This is a genomic window from Paenibacillus sp. LjRoot153 (assembly GCF_964253085.1).
Classification (GTDB): Bacteria; Bacillota; Bacilli; order Paenibacillales; family NBRC-103111; genus Paenibacillus_E.
In genome coordinates this window covers 550,316-566,829 of sequence record NZ_CAXUQH020000001.1, presented here as the reverse complement: position 1 = coordinate 566,829, position 16,514 = coordinate 550,316, and the positions used below count along the sequence as shown (strand labels likewise).

At 46.9% G+C, this 16,514-nt stretch carries 20 protein-coding genes; 10 read left to right on the top strand and 10 right to left on the bottom strand.

Annotated elements, in window-relative coordinates:
* Positions 1-12: 12 nt before the first annotated feature.
* The 7 genes from ACSQ8P_RS02660 to ACSQ8P_RS02630 all read right to left on the bottom strand — a co-directional run bounded on the left by ACSQ8P_RS02660 (position 13) and on the right by ACSQ8P_RS02630 (position 4,930).
* Entirely contained in the window at positions 13-234 is a 222-nt protein-coding gene (locus ACSQ8P_RS02660; RefSeq protein ID WP_028555371.1) for a YneF family protein, read from the bottom strand.
* 78 nt (positions 235-312) lie between these two features.
* The gene (locus ACSQ8P_RS02655; protein ID WP_436233780.1) at positions 313-1,344 is read right to left on the bottom strand and encodes an HD-GYP domain-containing protein; all 1,032 of its coding nucleotides are present in this window, start codon (positions 1,342-1,344) and stop codon (positions 313-315) included.
* A 34-nt stretch (positions 1,345-1,378) separates the two neighbouring features.
* Positions 1,379-1,915, bottom strand: coding sequence for a methylated-DNA--[protein]-cysteine S-methyltransferase (locus ACSQ8P_RS02650; protein ID WP_436233779.1), 537 nt, complete (start codon positions 1,913-1,915; stop codon positions 1,379-1,381).
* 1 nt (position 1,916) lies between these two features.
* The gene (gene queG, locus ACSQ8P_RS02645; RefSeq protein WP_436239441.1) at positions 1,917-3,110 is read right to left on the bottom strand and encodes a tRNA epoxyqueuosine(34) reductase QueG; all 1,194 of its coding nucleotides are present in this window, start codon (positions 3,108-3,110) and stop codon (positions 1,917-1,919) included.
* Positions 3,111-3,201: 91 nt separating this feature from the next.
* Positions 3,202-3,801, bottom strand: coding sequence for a signal peptidase I (gene lepB, locus ACSQ8P_RS02640; RefSeq protein WP_436233778.1), 600 nt, complete (start codon positions 3,799-3,801; stop codon positions 3,202-3,204).
* Positions 3,802-4,356 (bottom strand): DUF402 domain-containing protein, encoded by a 555-nt coding sequence (locus tag ACSQ8P_RS02635; RefSeq protein ID WP_436233777.1) that lies wholly within the window; start codon positions 4,354-4,356, stop codon positions 3,802-3,804.
* A gap of 142 nt (positions 4,357-4,498) precedes the next feature.
* A complete protein-coding gene (locus ACSQ8P_RS02630; RefSeq protein ID WP_436233776.1) occupies positions 4,499-4,930 on the bottom strand; it encodes a GNAT family N-acetyltransferase in 432 nt (143 codons plus the stop codon).
* A 356-nt stretch (positions 4,931-5,286) separates the two neighbouring features.
* Here ACSQ8P_RS02630 and ACSQ8P_RS02625 point away from each other — a divergent pair, with 356 nt between their 5' ends.
* The 6 genes from ACSQ8P_RS02625 (at position 5,287) to ACSQ8P_RS02600 (ending at position 10,901) form a co-directional block, all read left to right on the top strand.
* The gene (locus tag ACSQ8P_RS02625) at positions 5,287-6,804 is read left to right on the top strand and encodes a spore germination protein (protein WP_436239440.1); all 1,518 of its coding nucleotides are present in this window, start codon (positions 5,287-5,289) and stop codon (positions 6,802-6,804) included.
* Positions 6,801-7,901 carry a GerAB/ArcD/ProY family transporter gene (locus ACSQ8P_RS02620; RefSeq protein WP_436233775.1) on the top strand — a complete coding sequence of 367 codons (1,101 nt, stop codon included), beginning with the start codon at positions 6,801-6,803 and terminating at the stop codon, positions 7,899-7,901. Before ACSQ8P_RS02625 ends, ACSQ8P_RS02620 begins: the two co-directional genes overlap by 4 nt.
* A complete protein-coding gene (locus ACSQ8P_RS02615) occupies positions 7,898-9,022 on the top strand; it encodes a Ger(x)C family spore germination protein (RefSeq protein ID WP_436233774.1) in 1,125 nt (374 codons plus the stop codon). The genes ACSQ8P_RS02620 and ACSQ8P_RS02615 overlap by 4 nt, the downstream gene beginning before the upstream one ends.
* A 70-nt stretch (positions 9,023-9,092) precedes the next feature.
* Positions 9,093-9,308: a hypothetical protein gene (locus ACSQ8P_RS02610; RefSeq protein ID WP_436233773.1), complete on the top strand. Its 216-nt coding sequence runs from the start codon at positions 9,093-9,095 to the stop codon at positions 9,306-9,308.
* Positions 9,309-9,404: 96 nt separating this feature from the next.
* Positions 9,405-10,016 (top strand): superoxide dismutase, encoded by a 612-nt coding sequence (locus ACSQ8P_RS02605; RefSeq protein ID WP_028555379.1) that lies wholly within the window; start codon positions 9,405-9,407, stop codon positions 10,014-10,016.
* Positions 10,017-10,217: 201 nt separating this feature from the next.
* Positions 10,218-10,901 carry a Crp/Fnr family transcriptional regulator gene (locus tag ACSQ8P_RS02600; protein WP_436233772.1) on the top strand — a complete coding sequence of 228 codons (684 nt, stop codon included), beginning with the start codon at positions 10,218-10,220 and terminating at the stop codon, positions 10,899-10,901.
* A gap of 17 nt (positions 10,902-10,918) precedes the next feature.
* On the opposite strand, the gene ACSQ8P_RS02595 is transcribed toward ACSQ8P_RS02600, so the two are convergent.
* Entirely contained in the window at positions 10,919-11,263 is a 345-nt protein-coding gene (locus ACSQ8P_RS02595) for a DUF805 domain-containing protein (RefSeq protein WP_436233771.1), read from the bottom strand.
* 183 nt (positions 11,264-11,446) lie between these two features.
* The gene (mutY, locus tag ACSQ8P_RS02590; protein ID WP_436233770.1) at positions 11,447-12,571 is read right to left on the bottom strand and encodes an A/G-specific adenine glycosylase; all 1,125 of its coding nucleotides are present in this window, start codon (positions 12,569-12,571) and stop codon (positions 11,447-11,449) included.
* A gap of 72 nt (positions 12,572-12,643) precedes the next feature.
* On the opposite strand from mutY, the gene ACSQ8P_RS02585 reads away from it, so the two are divergent.
* From ACSQ8P_RS02585 to ACSQ8P_RS02575, 3 genes are all read left to right on the top strand, one after another.
* Positions 12,644-13,270, top strand: a complete 627-nt coding sequence (locus tag ACSQ8P_RS02585) for a hypothetical protein (protein ID WP_436233769.1) — start codon at positions 12,644-12,646, stop codon at positions 13,268-13,270.
* Between the two features lie 209 nt (positions 13,271-13,479).
* The gene (locus ACSQ8P_RS02580; protein WP_436233768.1) at positions 13,480-13,776 is read left to right on the top strand and encodes a transposase; all 297 of its coding nucleotides are present in this window, start codon (positions 13,480-13,482) and stop codon (positions 13,774-13,776) included.
* Positions 13,773-14,648 carry an IS3 family transposase gene (locus ACSQ8P_RS02575; RefSeq protein ID WP_436239439.1) on the top strand — a complete coding sequence of 292 codons (876 nt, stop codon included), beginning with the start codon at positions 13,773-13,775 and terminating at the stop codon, positions 14,646-14,648. The genes ACSQ8P_RS02580 and ACSQ8P_RS02575 overlap by 4 nt, the downstream gene beginning before the upstream one ends.
* Before the next feature lie 246 nt (positions 14,649-14,894).
* Here ACSQ8P_RS02575 and acpS read toward each other — a convergent pair whose 3' ends face one another.
* Complete coding sequence (acpS, locus tag ACSQ8P_RS02570; protein ID WP_436239438.1) at positions 14,895-15,230, bottom strand: holo-ACP synthase; 336 nt, start codon at positions 15,228-15,230, stop codon at positions 14,895-14,897.
* Between the two features lie 252 nt (positions 15,231-15,482).
* On the opposite strand from acpS, the gene ACSQ8P_RS02565 reads away from it, so the two are divergent.
* Entirely contained in the window at positions 15,483-16,460 is a 978-nt protein-coding gene (locus tag ACSQ8P_RS02565; RefSeq protein WP_436233767.1) for an aldo/keto reductase, read from the top strand.
* Positions 16,461-16,514: the final 54 nt, after the last annotated feature.

Genomic DNA, 16,514 nt, shown 5'->3' with positions numbered 1-16,514 from the left:
CCACCCTATTTCTTATTTCCGCTTTTGGTTAAAATTTTGGTTTTTCATCATTTGCTGCGCTTTATTCAATTGTTGTTTATTCATGTTGTAGCCCATTTGCTTGGCCATTTTGGCCAGCATTTCAGGATTGTTTTGCATGGATTCCAGCTGTCTCTTCAAATAGAATACACCAATAAAGAAACCGCCAACCAAACCAACAATCAATGTGAGAATGGGAATTAAATAACTCCACATAACCAGTGCCCCCTGCTTGTACAAATTTAGAATAGAATGCTTGTTCTATCATATCATTACTGTTCCACGGTTTACAAATTAAAGAACTTGCTCAATGAATACAGTCGTTTCTTTGGCCAGATCGATCTCTTTGATCTCCAGCAATTTATCTGTGGCATCCTGCTTCACAATCCGAATAATCGGACGGGTCGGAAGTCCTCTGTGCTGACCCACGACAACGCCAGTCTCCCGATTGGTCAACCGAACCGAAGTACCTGTCGGATAGATCGAGACAATTTTCAAAAATTGAATCAGCACATCCCGGTCCAGCTTCGTCTCCGCCAGTGCCAGCATATATTCGCATGCTTCATGCGGCAGCTTGCGGCGCCCTGCAGACATATCAAAGAGCAGGTTGTCGTACATGTTGGCGACGGCGGTTATTTTGGCATAGATATGAATGTCCTCGCTCATGAGCCCCCGAGGCACACCTTCCCCATTCAATGCCTCATGATGCTGGAAAGCGACATGCGCAATGAGCAGACTGAACTCACGCTTATTCTTCAAAAGCTCAAACCCACGCCACGTATGATGCCGCCTCGGATCGTCCGACGCATCGTCCGTTAGCAGCTCCACTTTCCCTATATCATGCAGCAAGGCCCCCATGGCCAATTCTTTCAATTGGGTCGCATTCATCCCCATATTCATCCCGATGAGCACAGACATCATACACACGTTCATCGCATGGATGTACATTTGATTATCCTGCGTCCGGATATCATTCAGCTGTACGAGGACATCGCGATTTTTCATAATCTCATCTAATAGCGTATTGATGGACATGCTGACGTTGCGCGAGTTGAACTCTTTCCCCGACTGAATAGATGCGAACGTCTGCCCCATCTGTGTCATGACAAGCCGCTTCGTTTCTTCCGACAGGATTTCTGGGATCTCCACATCTTCTAGGTTCGGGTCTTTGATATAAATCATCGTCACGCCAATTCGATTCAGCGTATTAATCATAAATACGGTTAGCTGCACATTCTCCGAAAGCAAAATAGCCCCATTGCTGGCATATATCGTACGTCCCAGGTATTGACCAGACTCCACCGAATCCAAATGCACATATTTCATAGGATTCACTCCACATGTTGTAGTTGTTGAACTTCTAGGAGAGCAATGTTCGTTGTTCCAAATCTAATAAGTGCATTTTGGTCGGAAGCCCCCCGCCATACCCCACAAGATCGCCGTTTGCTCCAATGATCCGATGACAAGGGATGATGACAGGAATGGGATTTTGATTGTTCGCTCCCCCTACGGCTCTAACCGCTTTAGGCGAGCCAATCGCTTCCGCTATATGTTTATAGGAAGCTGTCTCCCCATAAGGGATCGTTTGCAAGGCCAGCCATACACGCTTCTGGAAATCCGTCCCCTGCAAATCCAGTTCCCCTTCAAAGCTCTCCCGTTCTCTCTTAAAATACTGCGTTAACTGCTGAGTGGTTGCCTCCAATTGCTCGGCATTCTCGTTAAACTCATATTGTCCATACCATCGACCTGCCCATTGCTCACGTTGTTCTCGATTCTTCTCATAGGTACCGAACTCGACCTTGCAGAGGCCTTGTGGCGATGCCACTAGCACGAGGGGACCGATGGGAGAGTCGATCTCGGTATAGGTGAGCAAGACTGTCTCCTGCGGCTGTTTCATCTTATTCCTCCTCTTGTACGGCCACTGCTTGACTGTTCTGTACAGCTATGGCTTTCTCGATGTCCTTCTTCACCTGCGGCTCTTGCTCAGCCGCAGCGGCTTTACTTAAAGCGGCGAAAGCTTCCTCGCCGCCGATACGCCCTAGCGCCCACGCTGCGGTAGCCCGGATCTCCGGGCGAGGGTCACTCAGCAGCAGGTCCCCCAGGACCGGCACCGCTGTGCGGTCCTTGAAATTGCCCAACGCGATGATTGCGTTGCGCTGGATCGGTTTTTTGCCGCGCCAAGATGCCGCGATGCGCCCGTACTGCTCTTTAAAATCCTTGTTCGACATTGTGAGCAAGGGAATTAGGAGCGGCTTGACCTTCTCGGGGTCAGGCGTAAGCTCGGGATGATGCGTCCAGTTCATTCCCTTGTTCTTCGGACAGACGACCTGGCAGGTATCACAGCCGTAGAGTCGGTTGCCGATTTTACGTTTGTATTCGTCATCCACATACCCCTTGGTCTGTGTGATGAACGAGATGCAGCGGCTCGAATTGAGCTGTCCTGGGCCGACTAGCGCCCCTGTTGGACAGGCATCGATGCAAATTGTGCAGTCCCCGCATTGGTCCATAATCGATATATCGGATGCGAATGGGATGTTCGTGATCATTTCGCCCAAATACACCCACGATCCCCATTCGGGGGTGATGACGGCGCAGTTTTTGCCGCTCCAGCCGATGCCGGCACGCTCGGCGACGGCCCGGTCGACCAGGGCACCGGTGTCGACCATGCTCTGCAGCCTCGCCTCCGGCACGCGCTGGGCGATGAAGGCCTCCAGCTTCGCGAGCCGGTCGCGAAGCACGTCGTGGTAGTCGCTCCCCCACGAGGAGCGCGAGATCATGCCCCGATAAGCCCCAGGCTCAGATCGTGGCGGGTTCGGGAGCTTCGACGGGTACGCGACGGCGATCGAGATGATCGACCGCGGCGCGTCGAAGCTTAGCTCTGGGTGTACCCGCTTCTCGATATCCGGCTCCTCGAAGCCGGATTCGAAGCCCTTCTCCCTGTGGCGGAGAAGGATATCCTTCAGTTCGTGGAACGGCTCCGCAGAGGTGAAGCCGATCTTATCAATACCAAGAGATGGTGCGGCTTCCACGATCTCTTGTTGTAGCTTGCGCCAGTCTGTTGTCTCTGCAAGGGAAACCGCCAATCTGCTCACCTCTCTCAAGTCCAGTTTTGATCACGAAGTAGTCCAAGAAGCATACTCGACATCGAATATTGAATTCAGCCGGAACTTCCGGTACACGCATTTACAGCTTCCCCGCCATATCGAGCGGCCATAACACGAACTCAGCCCGTCCTTGGACGAGACTGATCGGTATGACCCCGAACATTCGGCTGTCTGCACTTGCTGCCAGATGGCGATTATCGCCCATTACGAAGATCTGGCCGGGTCCGACTTCTGTCGGTCCGAAGTCGCCATCCTCAATAGGCGTATCTGCATAGGGCTCGGTGACTTTATCGCCGTTCACATAAAGAGCCCCTTCGCGGCCCTGCACCTCATCACCTGCGATTGCAATGACCCTTTTGACCAACAAAGGGTGCTGCGGTAACGCTAACTTCTCAGGCTCCTGGAGAATAACGATTTCACCTCGGCTTGGTGCTTTCAAATAGGTGATGGCTTTATTCACGAAGAGCCACTCACCCTCCCGAAGCGTCGGATCCATCGAGTGACCGCGCACCGTAGATAAATTGAAGCCGAATTGATGAACAATGATAACAACAAGAAGAGCTACTAGAATGGATTTCGTCCAATCCCACAGCTCGTGCGTGAAACTTTTCGATTCTTGAACAATTCCTTGCGCAGTAACTTTCCTATTCGAATCTTCACGCCCTACAAAGAAGCTCATTCATCCGCCTCCGCTCTTATACTTTTCCCATTGCTCATAATAGTAGTTCACCATGTCATCCTGGAAAGGAGGCTTATCCTCATTCACTAGCGCCAGCAGCGCTGCGAGCCCTTCCTTCACCTTCGTTTCGACAAGGGACGAGTAATGATAGCCGATCTTATGACGCTCGTATTCATCTTGATCCACAATATGTACCGTTCGATCCGGCAACCGTATAACATCCAAGTCATAATCGATATACGTTAAGACTTGCTGATTCACATATAACGGAGAGGCGACATTACAGTAATAGCGCACCCCCGTCTCCTCCATGAGCGCTACGATATTGAACCACATTTTCGGAATAAAAAAAGAAACCCCTGGAATGCGGCTAACCCACTCCTTGCCATCCGCTTCTTGAATCTTAGTCTGACTATTAATGAACACAAGCATGCCCTGTTTCTGATGCTCTTCATGAAGCATACTTGAAGGAACCCGCCAGTTGGTCAACCACATGCGATGGAGATGCCCGTCGTGTTTGAAGCTTTTTATCACATACGGCGTGAAATTATCCATGTTCAAGCTCCTCTGTAAATTGCTGCCGAAACGTCACCTTATTATACTAGAAAAGCATATCTGACCCCCAATTGCAATGGCGGCACAGATATGCTCCCTATAAGTCAAACTTATGATTTCCCTACCTGTAACCCGTGAAAGACTACACGCTTACTTTTTTCACAATACTTAGCCGATGAGCAGCTCTGGAAAAGTCATTTGAACTGTAACCAGCAGACTCATACACAGGCAGCACCATTTCATTGTGCACATCTACCGTTACCATAATTTTCTTAACATTCCGCCCGAGAAACCGCTGCTTCATTGCCTCGATCAAAGCTTTGCCAATACCCTTACGTTGATATGCTGTTGCGACTGCGATCCTATAGTAGTAGCCATTGTTATTATCAATCGTGCCGATAATCATGCCTACGACTTGCTCTTCTTCTTGAGCGATTAAAACGAGCTCCGTGTCCCACGATAGCTGACGAGCGAAGGCTTCAATCGTCTCCTCATAGCAGGTTTCCGACAGAACGTCTTCTAGAAGTTCTTTAACCGAAGAGGTATCACCAAGCTGAAATGAACGAACATGCATACGGTTCTCTCCCAATTCCATATTAATTTGTTGAGATTAATTTTCTGGTAAAGAAGTAAATACGACAAAAAAACACGAAATCCTGCTGAAAATGTGATGAAATTCACAAAAAACTTTGTTTTTTTCGAAATATCTCTTGAAAGCGCTTAAATGCAAGCGTTTTCAATTTTATTCACTCGATTTTTGCAGATTATTCTAGTTCTTTCTACCTCCTTGCGATTCGTTATGATCTAGCCTCTAAGACGCATAAAATGACACATGCCAAGGAACAATGAAAGACAGAACTGTGAAATTGAGAATTTATGGGATGGTTGAACATGGAACTGCTCCGCCGCATATTAAAAGCCGCAAATCGGATGCTCGAGAAAAATGCTAACTCTCAACAGGAAATAGCCACATCCGAAATTGTCGAAATAAACGCTGCCCTATCGCAGAATATCGCTCAACTCGCTACGATTTTCAGTGATACGCCAGATTTAATCGTTCGCACGTTTACATATAAACAATCCGGGGTTCCAGCAGCTCTTGCCTATCTCGATGGGCTAGTGGATAAAAACTCCATCAATAATAACGTTCTCCACGAACTCATATTTCACACGACTACGGATGACAGGGATGAATTGTCTGTCGCTTTAGGAGAAATCAAAAGCCTCCTTGACTGGGAATCCGTAGAAAATGCAATTTTGCGCGGATACAGCATTCTTTTCATCGATGGGCAAGCTCATGCCTTTTCTTTAGAAACACAAGGCTGGCCGCAACGAGGCATTTCGGATTCTCAGGTCGAAGCATCGCTTAAAGGCGCACATCAAGGCTTTATTGAAACAGGTAGTCAAAATATTGCCTTAATTCGTCGATACATCTCCAGCCGAGAGCTCAAGATTAAAGAATTCTATGTCGGAAACAGGACCAAAAGCAAAGTATCCATCTTATATTTAGAAGATGTAGCTCTTCCGGAAATACGTCAGGAATTAGAGCGCCGCATCTCCAGCTTGCAGATCGACTGCATCTTAAATACAGGCGAGCTTGCGGAGTTAATCGAAGATAACCCCTTCTCCCTGTTCCCACAGATGATTACAACCGAACGTCCGGACACAGCTGCATCTCAGCTGCTGCAAGGAAGATTCTGCGTAGTTGTGGATCGATCTTCCTCCGTGTTGATAGCACCTGTAGGATTAGCCGCCTTCTTTCAAGGTATTGATGATTACAGCACGCGCTGGCCCGTTGCTACGTTCTTTCGACTGCTTCGTTTCTTCGCCTGTATCATCGCTGCATTTCTTCCCGCTTTCTATATTGCCTGTGTGTCATTTAACCATGAACTGATTCCTTTGGATTTGATTTTATCGATAGGCGAGTTTCGATCAGCGGTCCCCTTTCCTCCTTTTATAGAGGCGCTTATCATGGAGATTATGCTCGAAATGCTGAGAGAGGCTGGCGTTCGTCTTCCTGCGCCCGTGGGCCAAACTGTGGGGATTGTAGGAGGAATTGTCATCGGACAAGCAGCGGTACAAGCGGGCATTGTGAGCAACCTCATGGTCGTTGTCGTCGCCTCTACAGCGGTTGCCTCGTTCATCCTTCCGAATTATGACATGGCGGCTTCCGTTCGTTTAATTCGCTTTCCGATGATGACGATCGCGTCCATGTATGGAATCATTGGGATGATGGCAGGCGCCATGGTCATCCTAGCTCATATCATTAGTTTAAAATCACTCGGAGAGCCATATAGTTCTCCTATTGCACCGCTGCGAATGGCGGACTGGAAAGATGTTTTCATCCGCCTACCGCTCAAAAAAATGGTCCACCGCCCCAAAAGTGTACGGTCTCTTCAAAAGCGTCGATATGGCAAGATGAAACAGGAAGGGGGGGATTCTTCATGAATCCAGGCAAAGGCAATCAGATTACGCTGTTTCAATATATTTTGATCATTCACAGTGTTCAACTCGGTATTGGCCTCATTCCTTTGCCGGGCGATCTTGCGAAAGGCTGCGGGACAGACGGATGGATTGTTTTAATCATCGGATGGCTCGCTTCTATGGCCATCAGCCTGATTATCATTCAGATCATGAGAAGGCACCCCAATGGTACGATCATTGATTTACTGAGTCACTACTTTGGAAAATGGGTTGGAAAATTGGGAATGGTTATGTTTGTCGGCTATTTCCTCCTCTTCATTTATTTAATTTATAGTCGTATGGCCCTGCTGGTTCAGAATTGGGTCATGCAGCAAACGAATATTGCCATTCTCATGCTGCTTTTCCTTATTCCGGCTTATATGATCACCAAGGGTGGATTTCGAATTATTGGCCGCTATTCTGAAATTCTCCTTTTCCTTTCTAGCGGCTTACTATTAACTTCCCTCTATCTATTCAAACATGCGCACTGGATTCATCTGCTTCCCATCATGAAACATGGCTGGACGCCTATCTTACAAACTGTAAGAACCAACATTCTGGCTTTTATCGGGTTTGAGATTGCCTTCTTTCTATACCCGTACTTAGAAAAAAAAAGCTCTGCCTCTCTCGGCATTATTATTGCGAATTCGATTACCTTCTTCGTTTACATGCTGTTTACCTTACTTGCTTTTGTCAATTTCAGTCCAGACGAAATAACACAATACCATAATACAGTCATCTCTTTATTTAAAATCATTGAGTTTCGTTTTCTGGAACGTTTTGATATTCTAATCCTCTCCACCTACTTGCTCATTGTCGTAAGAACTTTCATACCACTGCTGTATGCTGCTGTTATTTGTACACAGCAGCTTGGGTTCAAAGGGCAGCCCCGACTACATATCCTCCTTATTCTTGCCGCTATGGTTGGCGTCACATGGATTTTGAAGCCTGGTTGGAATGAAAGTGAGCGATTAAAAGATTTTGTTCAAAATATCGGAATCGGGATCGTTTTTATTATGCCGCCACTCTTATGGGGCATTCTAGCAGGCATGCGTCGAATCTTAAAGAGGGCCTCGCCATGAAGCCGATGCGAACGAGCCTTATTTTATTTCCGCTTTTCGCTCTTTTCATTTTGATATCTAGTTGTAAAGATCAGATGCCCTTAGAAAATGTGACGCTTGTTCTCATGGTCGGGATGGATTTAGATAAAGATAATAACCTCGTCATTTATGCATCAAGTCCCGTCTTTAACAAAGAAGCCAAGGAGAAAAATGAAGTCATAAAAGTAACATCGATTAACGTGAGGGATAGCCGAAACAAATTAGACTCGCGTGCTTCGGCGCTTATTAGCGCAGGTAAAATTCAAAATGTGCTCATAAGCAAACGCATCTTGGCCCATGACGACTGGTTTAAACTGCTGGATGTCTTCTTCCGTGACCCCAAAACATCTGAAACGGCCAGAGTCATCGCGGTTGAGGGCTCCGTCGAGGAGATTATGAACTTTGCGCCAGCAGATAAACGGAGAATGTCCTTGCATATTGCCAAGCTATTGGATACCGCTCATATGCGCAACCTGGTACAAGTCACAACACTATTTGAGCTTCATCGGCAAATGTATGAGAAAGGAATTACGCCCTACTTAACTAACCTCCGCAAAGATACGGAAGTTGTGGCAGCGGGCACAATGCTTTTGAGTAAAAAAGGAAAGTATGCATACACCATCAACAATAATGAAAACCAACTTCTTCAAATGCTTCAAAAGGAGAAAAGTGGTGCTCTATCCTTTACCATCAAGCTTCCAGAAGAGCAAGGCGACTCCATCTTTGAAACAGGCACGCTCAGCTTCTATGCGTTACGTGTCAAAAGGGACATTAAAGTCACCTTCGAGCAGAATAAGTTCGTTTTTGATATCCAACTCTCCATTCCTATTCAATTGACTGAAAAACCTTTCACCTACGATGTGAGGCATGAAGCGACTAGGCTTGAAGCCGAAATCAATAAGCAGTTAGATGAGCAAATGAAAGCTTTGGTTACGAACATGCAGAAGCATGAAGTTGACCCTATCGGCCTTGGCCTTTATGCGCGCGGCTATCAGTTCAAAGCTTGGGAACACGTGCAGGATGAATGGGGGCACGCTTTCTCAGAAGCCGAGGTGAATGTTCATGTGGAGACGAAAATAAAGAATATGGGCGAAACCATTTAAGCATGAATGAGATGCATGAAATAAAACCATCTTATAGGAGGATATTCCGATAACGAAAGAGGTGAAACCTATGCCAGATAAAATTATTAAACTAGATAACGAAGGCGAGTATCCCCGTAATATTCCTGATTTTCAGCTGCTGAGCACCAAAAAGCCTGAAGAATGGACCGAAATTGAGCTCCTTCAGCTCCACCGGACTATGAGCGACTTATCTCCCTATCTTCATGAGCAAGATACAGCCATGCATAATCAAATCACGCGAGAAATGGAACGTCGTGGCATTTAAGAGTCTGCCGACTTAGTAAACACAAATGTTGCTTTATTAGCTTCGTTCCTTCATAATGAGATTGAAACTACATAATTTTTAGGAGGTATTTATTCAATGGCACATCAACTACCCGCTCTTCCGTACGCTAACGAGGCTCTTGAGCCGCACATCGATGCAAAGACAATGGAAATCCATCACGATCGTCACCATAACGCTTATGTAACAAACTTGAATGCAGCTTTGGACAAACACCCAGCTCTGCATGACAAATCCCTTAACGACCTGATCGCTGACCTTAACAGCCTTCCTGAAGATATCCGCACAGCAGTTCGTAACAATGGTGGCGGACACGCTAACCACTCCCTATTCTGGGAAACAATCGGACCAGAAGCTGGCGGCGCACCAACAGGCGCACTAGCAGCTGCAATTGACAGCGAGCTTGGTGGATTTGATAAATTCAAAGCTGATTTCGCTGCTGCTGCAACTACACGTTTTGGCTCTGGCTGGGCTTTCCTAGCTGTTGACAAAGCTGGTAAATTGAAAGTATACAGCTTGCCGAACCAAGACAGCCCGATCATGGAAGGCGAAACGCCTGTTCTTGGTCTTGATGTTTGGGAGCATGCTTACTACCTGAACTACCAAAACAAACGCCCTGACTACATCGCAGCTTTCTGGAACGTTGTTAACTGGAACGAAGTTGGCAAACGTTACGACGCAGCGAAGTAATAGGCATTGAAAAAGCGACCCTGAGGGTCGCTTTTTTTTGTGTAATAGATTTTTTTTCGCAAAGAATTCACATTTTATTTACATTTTCCTCGATAAACACCTTAAACGGAATAAAGCGCTCTCTAGGACTCTTTACGCCATTAAAGCGAAGTTGTACGATATTGGTAAATAAATCTAAAGCTGAAATGAGTTGACGCTTCCTTGAAGACCATCGTTCCTTTACTTCAACATATCCCCCTTTTTCAGGAGCTTGCTGAAGAAGACTTAATTGGGATCGCCCCATTATTTACTGAAAAGAAAGTGAAGAAGGGAACCATTCTTTTTGTCGAGGGAGATGCTGGCGAAGAACTATTTTTAATCCATACCGGCGTGGTGAAAATATATCGTTTGGATGAAGCCAAGGAGATTATTCTGGCGTTGTTTCGAGATGGGGATTTTTTCGGTGAAATGTCACTCATTAGCAGCGGTTTAACTCGTTCCGCAACCGCCGAAGCGATGCAATCTTGTACGCTGTACGTGCTCAATCGCACGGCATTTACGGACTTCATGGAAAAGAGCCCTAGGCTATGCCTAAAGCTCTTGGAAACGACGATGCAGCGACTGCGCCATGCTAATGATCAAATCTATGATTTGACGTTCCTTGGGGTACGCTCACGTATTATTAAAACGATTATTCGCTTGTCTGAGCAGCACGGAAGTGCTACGCCAAACGGTATTCTCATCAATGTGAAGCTGACTCACCAGCAGTTGGCGAACCTCGTAGGTACCGTGCGTGAGTCCGTTACGAAAGTTTTGCAGGAATTGTTGGATGATGAGTTCATTTTCATTGATAAAAAATTAATTACATTACGCAACATCGAGGCGATTCGGGCTGAGATTCGGTAAACCAAGGCAGCGAGTGGCTAACTCTTCGGGTTTGGACCATATTGATTATCGTTGGCATCGCTATCCTGGCAGAAAAACACGAGCAATATGATGGAACCAATCAAAGGAATCAGCCCAATGAGCAGCCACCAACCACTTTTACCTGTGTCATGCAATCTGCGAAATCCTACGGCTAGTGAGGGTAGCAAAACCGCTAATGAATAAATAAAGGACAATACTTGATTCGTTCCGATAATGGCTTCAATGATCGCAAGTCCGATTGAAATAATAATATTGAACAGCACAAACATCCAATATTCCTTTCGTCTTGCTCTACCTTGAAACCCGACGTAATTCGTTATTACCTTCAGATACCATTCCAATTAACATCAACTCCTTTTTGTTATTTGGGCGAACAGGCTCCTTGGGACACTTCCATGTTTTACTCAACCATTGATTGATATTCCATTGTGATGAATCTCATACATTGGTTTTTTCGCCAAAAATGAAAAAGAGACCCGAAAGGGTCTCTTTTTGTATCTTTTCAATTCATCATACAAGCCTCGCTACATGTCACTGCGCTCCTGCCATTCCTTCATGATCCGTACGAAAACATTTGGAAACGCATAGTTTTGGAGATCCTCCGGGCCTACCCAGCGGTAATGGAACGGAATCCATTCCTGCCCCGTGCTCGGACGGTTCGCATCGCCAAGCTTAGCGCGGTATACCTTCATTTTCCACACAATATGGCTGAAAATATGCTCGGTATCCATAAACCACATGTCGGGTTGGATACCGATTTTCTCTTGCTCAGCGAGAGCTTCGCGAAGTGCAGCCTGGTTGTCCTCATCCGATTGCCAGGCAGCAGTCGCCCACTCGACATGTGGTAATTCCCACATACGAGCGAGCAGCCCCTCTTGCGGGCGCTGTCGGATCAACCATTTGCCTGCATGCTCCCCAGTACCTTCGATGAGAGCCACAGCCCGCAGCTCTGGGCGGGGTGGTTTGGCTTTCTTTTTAATAGGCAGCGCTTCTTCCATGCCAGCTTCACGGGCCGAACAATGGGCCATTACAGGGCACGTCAAACAGTGTGGTGACCTCGGCGTACACACCATGGCCCCCAGTTCCATTAGTGCTTGGTTGAAGTCGCTGGCGGTCCCTTCCAAAATGAGCTCCCGCGCCAGCTTTTCCATAATCGTCCGCGTCGATGGCTTCATAATATCTTCTTCGATAAGAAAATAACGCGAAAGCACGCGCATCACATTGCCATCCACAGCCGGTTCCGGCTTATTGTAGGCAATGCTGAGGATCGCGCCTGATGTATAAGGACCCACACCTTTGAGCGCAGAAATGTCTTCTTTGTTAGCAGGGACAATGCCCTCGTAACGTTCGTGCACTTCTCTGACTGCTGATTGCAGATTTCTCGCTCGCGAGTAGTAGCCGAGTCCTTCCCACGCTTTGAGCACATTTTCTTCTGGTGCCGTTGCTAAGGCCTCGACAGTTGGAAATTGATCAACGAACCGATGGAAATACGGAATCACGGTATCCACACGCGTTTGCTGCAGCATCACTTCGGAAATCCATATATAATAAGGGTTTTTACTTCTTCGCCATGGTAAATCACGTTTATGTGTTTGGTACCAATCCAAGAGATTCTTAGAAAAATACATCTTCTGTTCTTCGCTGTACATGAGCTCTCCTTCTCTATGGGGCACGTTCAAGTTATAATGGATGAATGGACATGGTACCATTATACGAGAAGTATGGAACATAAAACTAGAGGTGAATGTATGCAAACGTCGAAGCAAGCTGATTTGACTAACACGGGGCAACAACAATTAGAAAATAAGAGAAAAGATTGGCTGCGTGATGCACAGGGCTTAATCACCCTGCTGTTCATTTGGGGCGCGGAATGGATATTCAGCGCAATCATTGATTTTGCCCTTTACTGGCGCGACCTAGATTGGCTGAAGCAAGCGGCTTTCGTTACGGCCGTGGTGGCCAGCTTGATCCAAATTTGGGGAATGCGGAAACTGTTTAACACGGCGGATACGCGTACAACGGATGATGCTGTGAAAGGTGGCTGGGGCCATCCGGTATTACTAGTGCTGCCGGGAGCACTGCTCGTTGCTGCCGTTGCTTTCATGGAGGCGATTGGTGCGGTGAACCCGTTTTTCGCCCCTATCCTGCGTTCATTCCTACTCGCGATTGGTTTCGTGCAGGTCGGACTGTTGCTTGGCAGGCCTCTTATATATTTGGGAGTGTGGCTTTTCGCGCTGGCCGCGGTGATGGGCGTGTGGTATTTGGGGTATTCGGGCGTGATTCTCGAGGGAATGGGCGGTATCAGCCTGCTTGTTAGCGGGTATATGCTGCGGGTTTGGAGAAGATAGGGTACTTAAGTATCAACCGCCCCAACACGGGCTCAGGCGCGCACCAGCAATTGCTCAACTATCGCATAAACCGCAGCCGTTGGACGACCTTGCGTAATGCTGATAACAGGGGGCAAATTAACTGGAAAACTGCACTTAGAATAAAAAGTGGACGTCTCTTAGTGTAGAAGTAATAATAAGCTTAACAATTAACTAAGAGGTGTCTCTCCATGAGCGAATCAAGACAACGATATAATGAAACTTTTAAACGTGAAGCTGTAAAGTATGTGCAAGAGCAGACTAAATCCTTAGAGCATATCGCGGACGAGTTGAATGTTAATCCTGGTACTCTTCGAAATTGGCTGGGGAAATACCGTGAGTTTGATCATGAGCCTGTGAACAAAGTGGAAAACCTCCGCGAGCAGTCTCAACTCATTGATGATCAGAAACGGGAAATCGAAGATCTCAAGGAAGAGATCGCAATTCTAAAAAAGGCCATGCACATCTTCAGCAAAGAAAGGAACTGAGATTTCAGTTTATTGAAGATCACCGCTCTGAGTTTCGATTGGAGAAGATGTGCAACGTTTTAAAAGTGTCCAAGAGCGGATATTACAAATGGAAAACAGCTGACGTCTCTGAGCAGTGCAAGCGTAAAGAGGAACTAACAGATCGTATTAAATACTATTTTCAACTGAAGCATGAAATCTATGGCAGCCCACGTATACACAAAGAACTTCTAAAGGAAGGCTTGTGCGTATCGGAACGGACGGTCGGCCTTATTATGCGTGAACAAGGGTTACGCTCCTGCATGGCACGTAAATTCAGAGTGCAAACAACGGATTCTAACCACGACCAGCCGATTGCGCCCAATCTCCTTCAGCAAGATTTTGCTGCAACGAAGCCAAATGAAAAATGGGTAGCAGATATTACTTACATTCCATGCCGTCAAGGAAAGCTCTACCTTGCAAGCATATTAGATCTTTACACAAAGCAAATTGTTGGATGGAAACTGTGTGACCGAATGACAACGGATCTCGTCTTAGATGCACTTAAGAAGGCTTATAGCGTGAAGAAGCCTAGAGAAGACCTGATTCACCATTCCGACCGAGGTTCTCAATATGCGTCCAAAGAGTACCGCAAACAGCTCGAAAACTACGGGATAACACCAAGTATGAGTCGAAAAGGAAACTGTTATGACAATGCCTGTATTGAGGCATTTCATAGCATTTTGAAGCGTGAATTCATCTATAGCAACCCAAAATTCAAGACCAAACAAGAAGCTCAGCAGAAGCTGTATCGGTATCTTGAGTTCTTTTACAACAGGACAAGGTCGAATAGCACAATTGGTTACATGTCACCTGAGCAATTTGAGCAGCTATACTACCAGCAGGTCGCATAACTTAGTGACGTCCACTTTCTTGACAGAAGAGCAAACCTCCAGCTAATTTAGGGGAAATTCACTTTTTTCAACGATTAGATGGATTTTCTGCATCTATTTTCGCCGATAGTAGCTAATTTAGCTCAATCGGCTGAAATTAACAGCAGAAAATCCATCTATTTGCTTTAAACGCCGAAATCCCGGTCATTTAGATGCAGAAAATCCAGTTATTTTGCTGCAGATTGCGGCATAGGTGGAAGTCGCTACTTATACTTGCTCAACAATCGCGTAGGCGGCAGCCATAGCCCCAGTATGCGTAATGCTGATATGAAGACGATGACTGCCTTGAAGGCCTGCGCGCAGCAAGGCCTCATCTGTCACGGTGCAGACCGGTTTACCTAGTAGGTCCGGCAGCACTTCTACATCTTGAAAACCAATCTGCTTGCCAATGCCGCAGCCGATGGCTTTCACGATCGCTTCCTTCGCAGCGAAACGGCCAGCAACGAACTCCGCGAGCCGTCCACGGCGCTTCTGTGCCAACTCTCGCTCCGCCGGTGTCAAGACCCGCTCCATAAACCGACCTCCTGAAGAGCCCTCTAGCATTTTGCCTATCCGCTCAATTTCAATTAAATCCGTTCCGACCCCAATGATCATCCTCAGCCGATCCTCTCTTTTTCCAGAACTAGCCTTTTGCGTACAATTTAACCGATTCCTCGCTTAAGGTCAAGTGAGATAACATGCACAAGGACCATTGCTTACGTAAAGGTAAGTAAGTAACACTATTTTCAGGTCTTATGCTGATCTGTATCAGGCGTTATACTATGCGTAGAACTTATAGCTTAGGAGGCCATCATTGTGAAAATCATGCCATTGGAAAGACGCGGGATTTCGAACAGCCGCATAGTCTTCGGATGTATGGGATTAGGCGGAGATTGGGCCGGCAATCCATTAACTAAGGAAGATTACATCACCGCTGAAAAAGCCGTAGAAGCCGCATTATCAATTGGAATTACGATGTTCGATCATGCTGACATTTATAAAAGAGGGAACTCCGAGACTGTCTTCGGTCAGGTTCTCAAAAATAGACCTGATTTGCGCGACCAAATTATTTTGCAATCGAAATGTGGGATTCGCTTCCAAGATGATCAGCATCCACAGCGTTTTGATTTCAGCAAAAATCACATCCTAAGCTCCGTCGATGGTATTCTCGGTCGTCTTGGGGTTGAGCACATCGATATCTTGCTGCTGCACCGTCCCGACCCGCTCATGGAGCCTGAAGAAATCGCGGAAGCTTTCAATACACTGCGCTCTGCAGGTAAGGTGCGCCATTTCGGCGTGTCCAACATGACTTCCGCACAAATGCGCTTCATTCAAAACTCACTTCCTGAACCACTTGTCGTGAACCAATTGGAGTTGAGTTTGGCACGCTTGGACTGGATTGAGCAAGGCATTCTGGTGAATCAGAAGGTAGGAAACAGCGTCAATTTCGCCGATGGCATCCTCGAATATTGCCAAATGAACGACGTTCAAATTCAGGCATGGGGCCCTCTCGCCAAAGGTAAGTTCTCAGGCAGCGATATCTCTGACGCGCCTGATACCGTCAAGAAAACGGCCGCGCTTGTTCAGAAGCTGGCCACTGAGAAAGAAACGACGCCCGAAGCCATCGTGCTCGGCTGGCTCATGAAGCATCCGGCACGCATCCAGCCGGTCATCGGAACTTCCTCCGCACAGCGTATCGTCGCTTGTGAAGATGCAGTTCGCATCGCGGACACCATGAGTCGCGAAGAGTGGTACACGCTGCTCGAAAGCTCCCGCGGCGTGCGCATGCCTTAGCCGTTTATATCCTGGGCATCTGCGTGCCCACGCACATAAGGCCGTCCCCAAGTA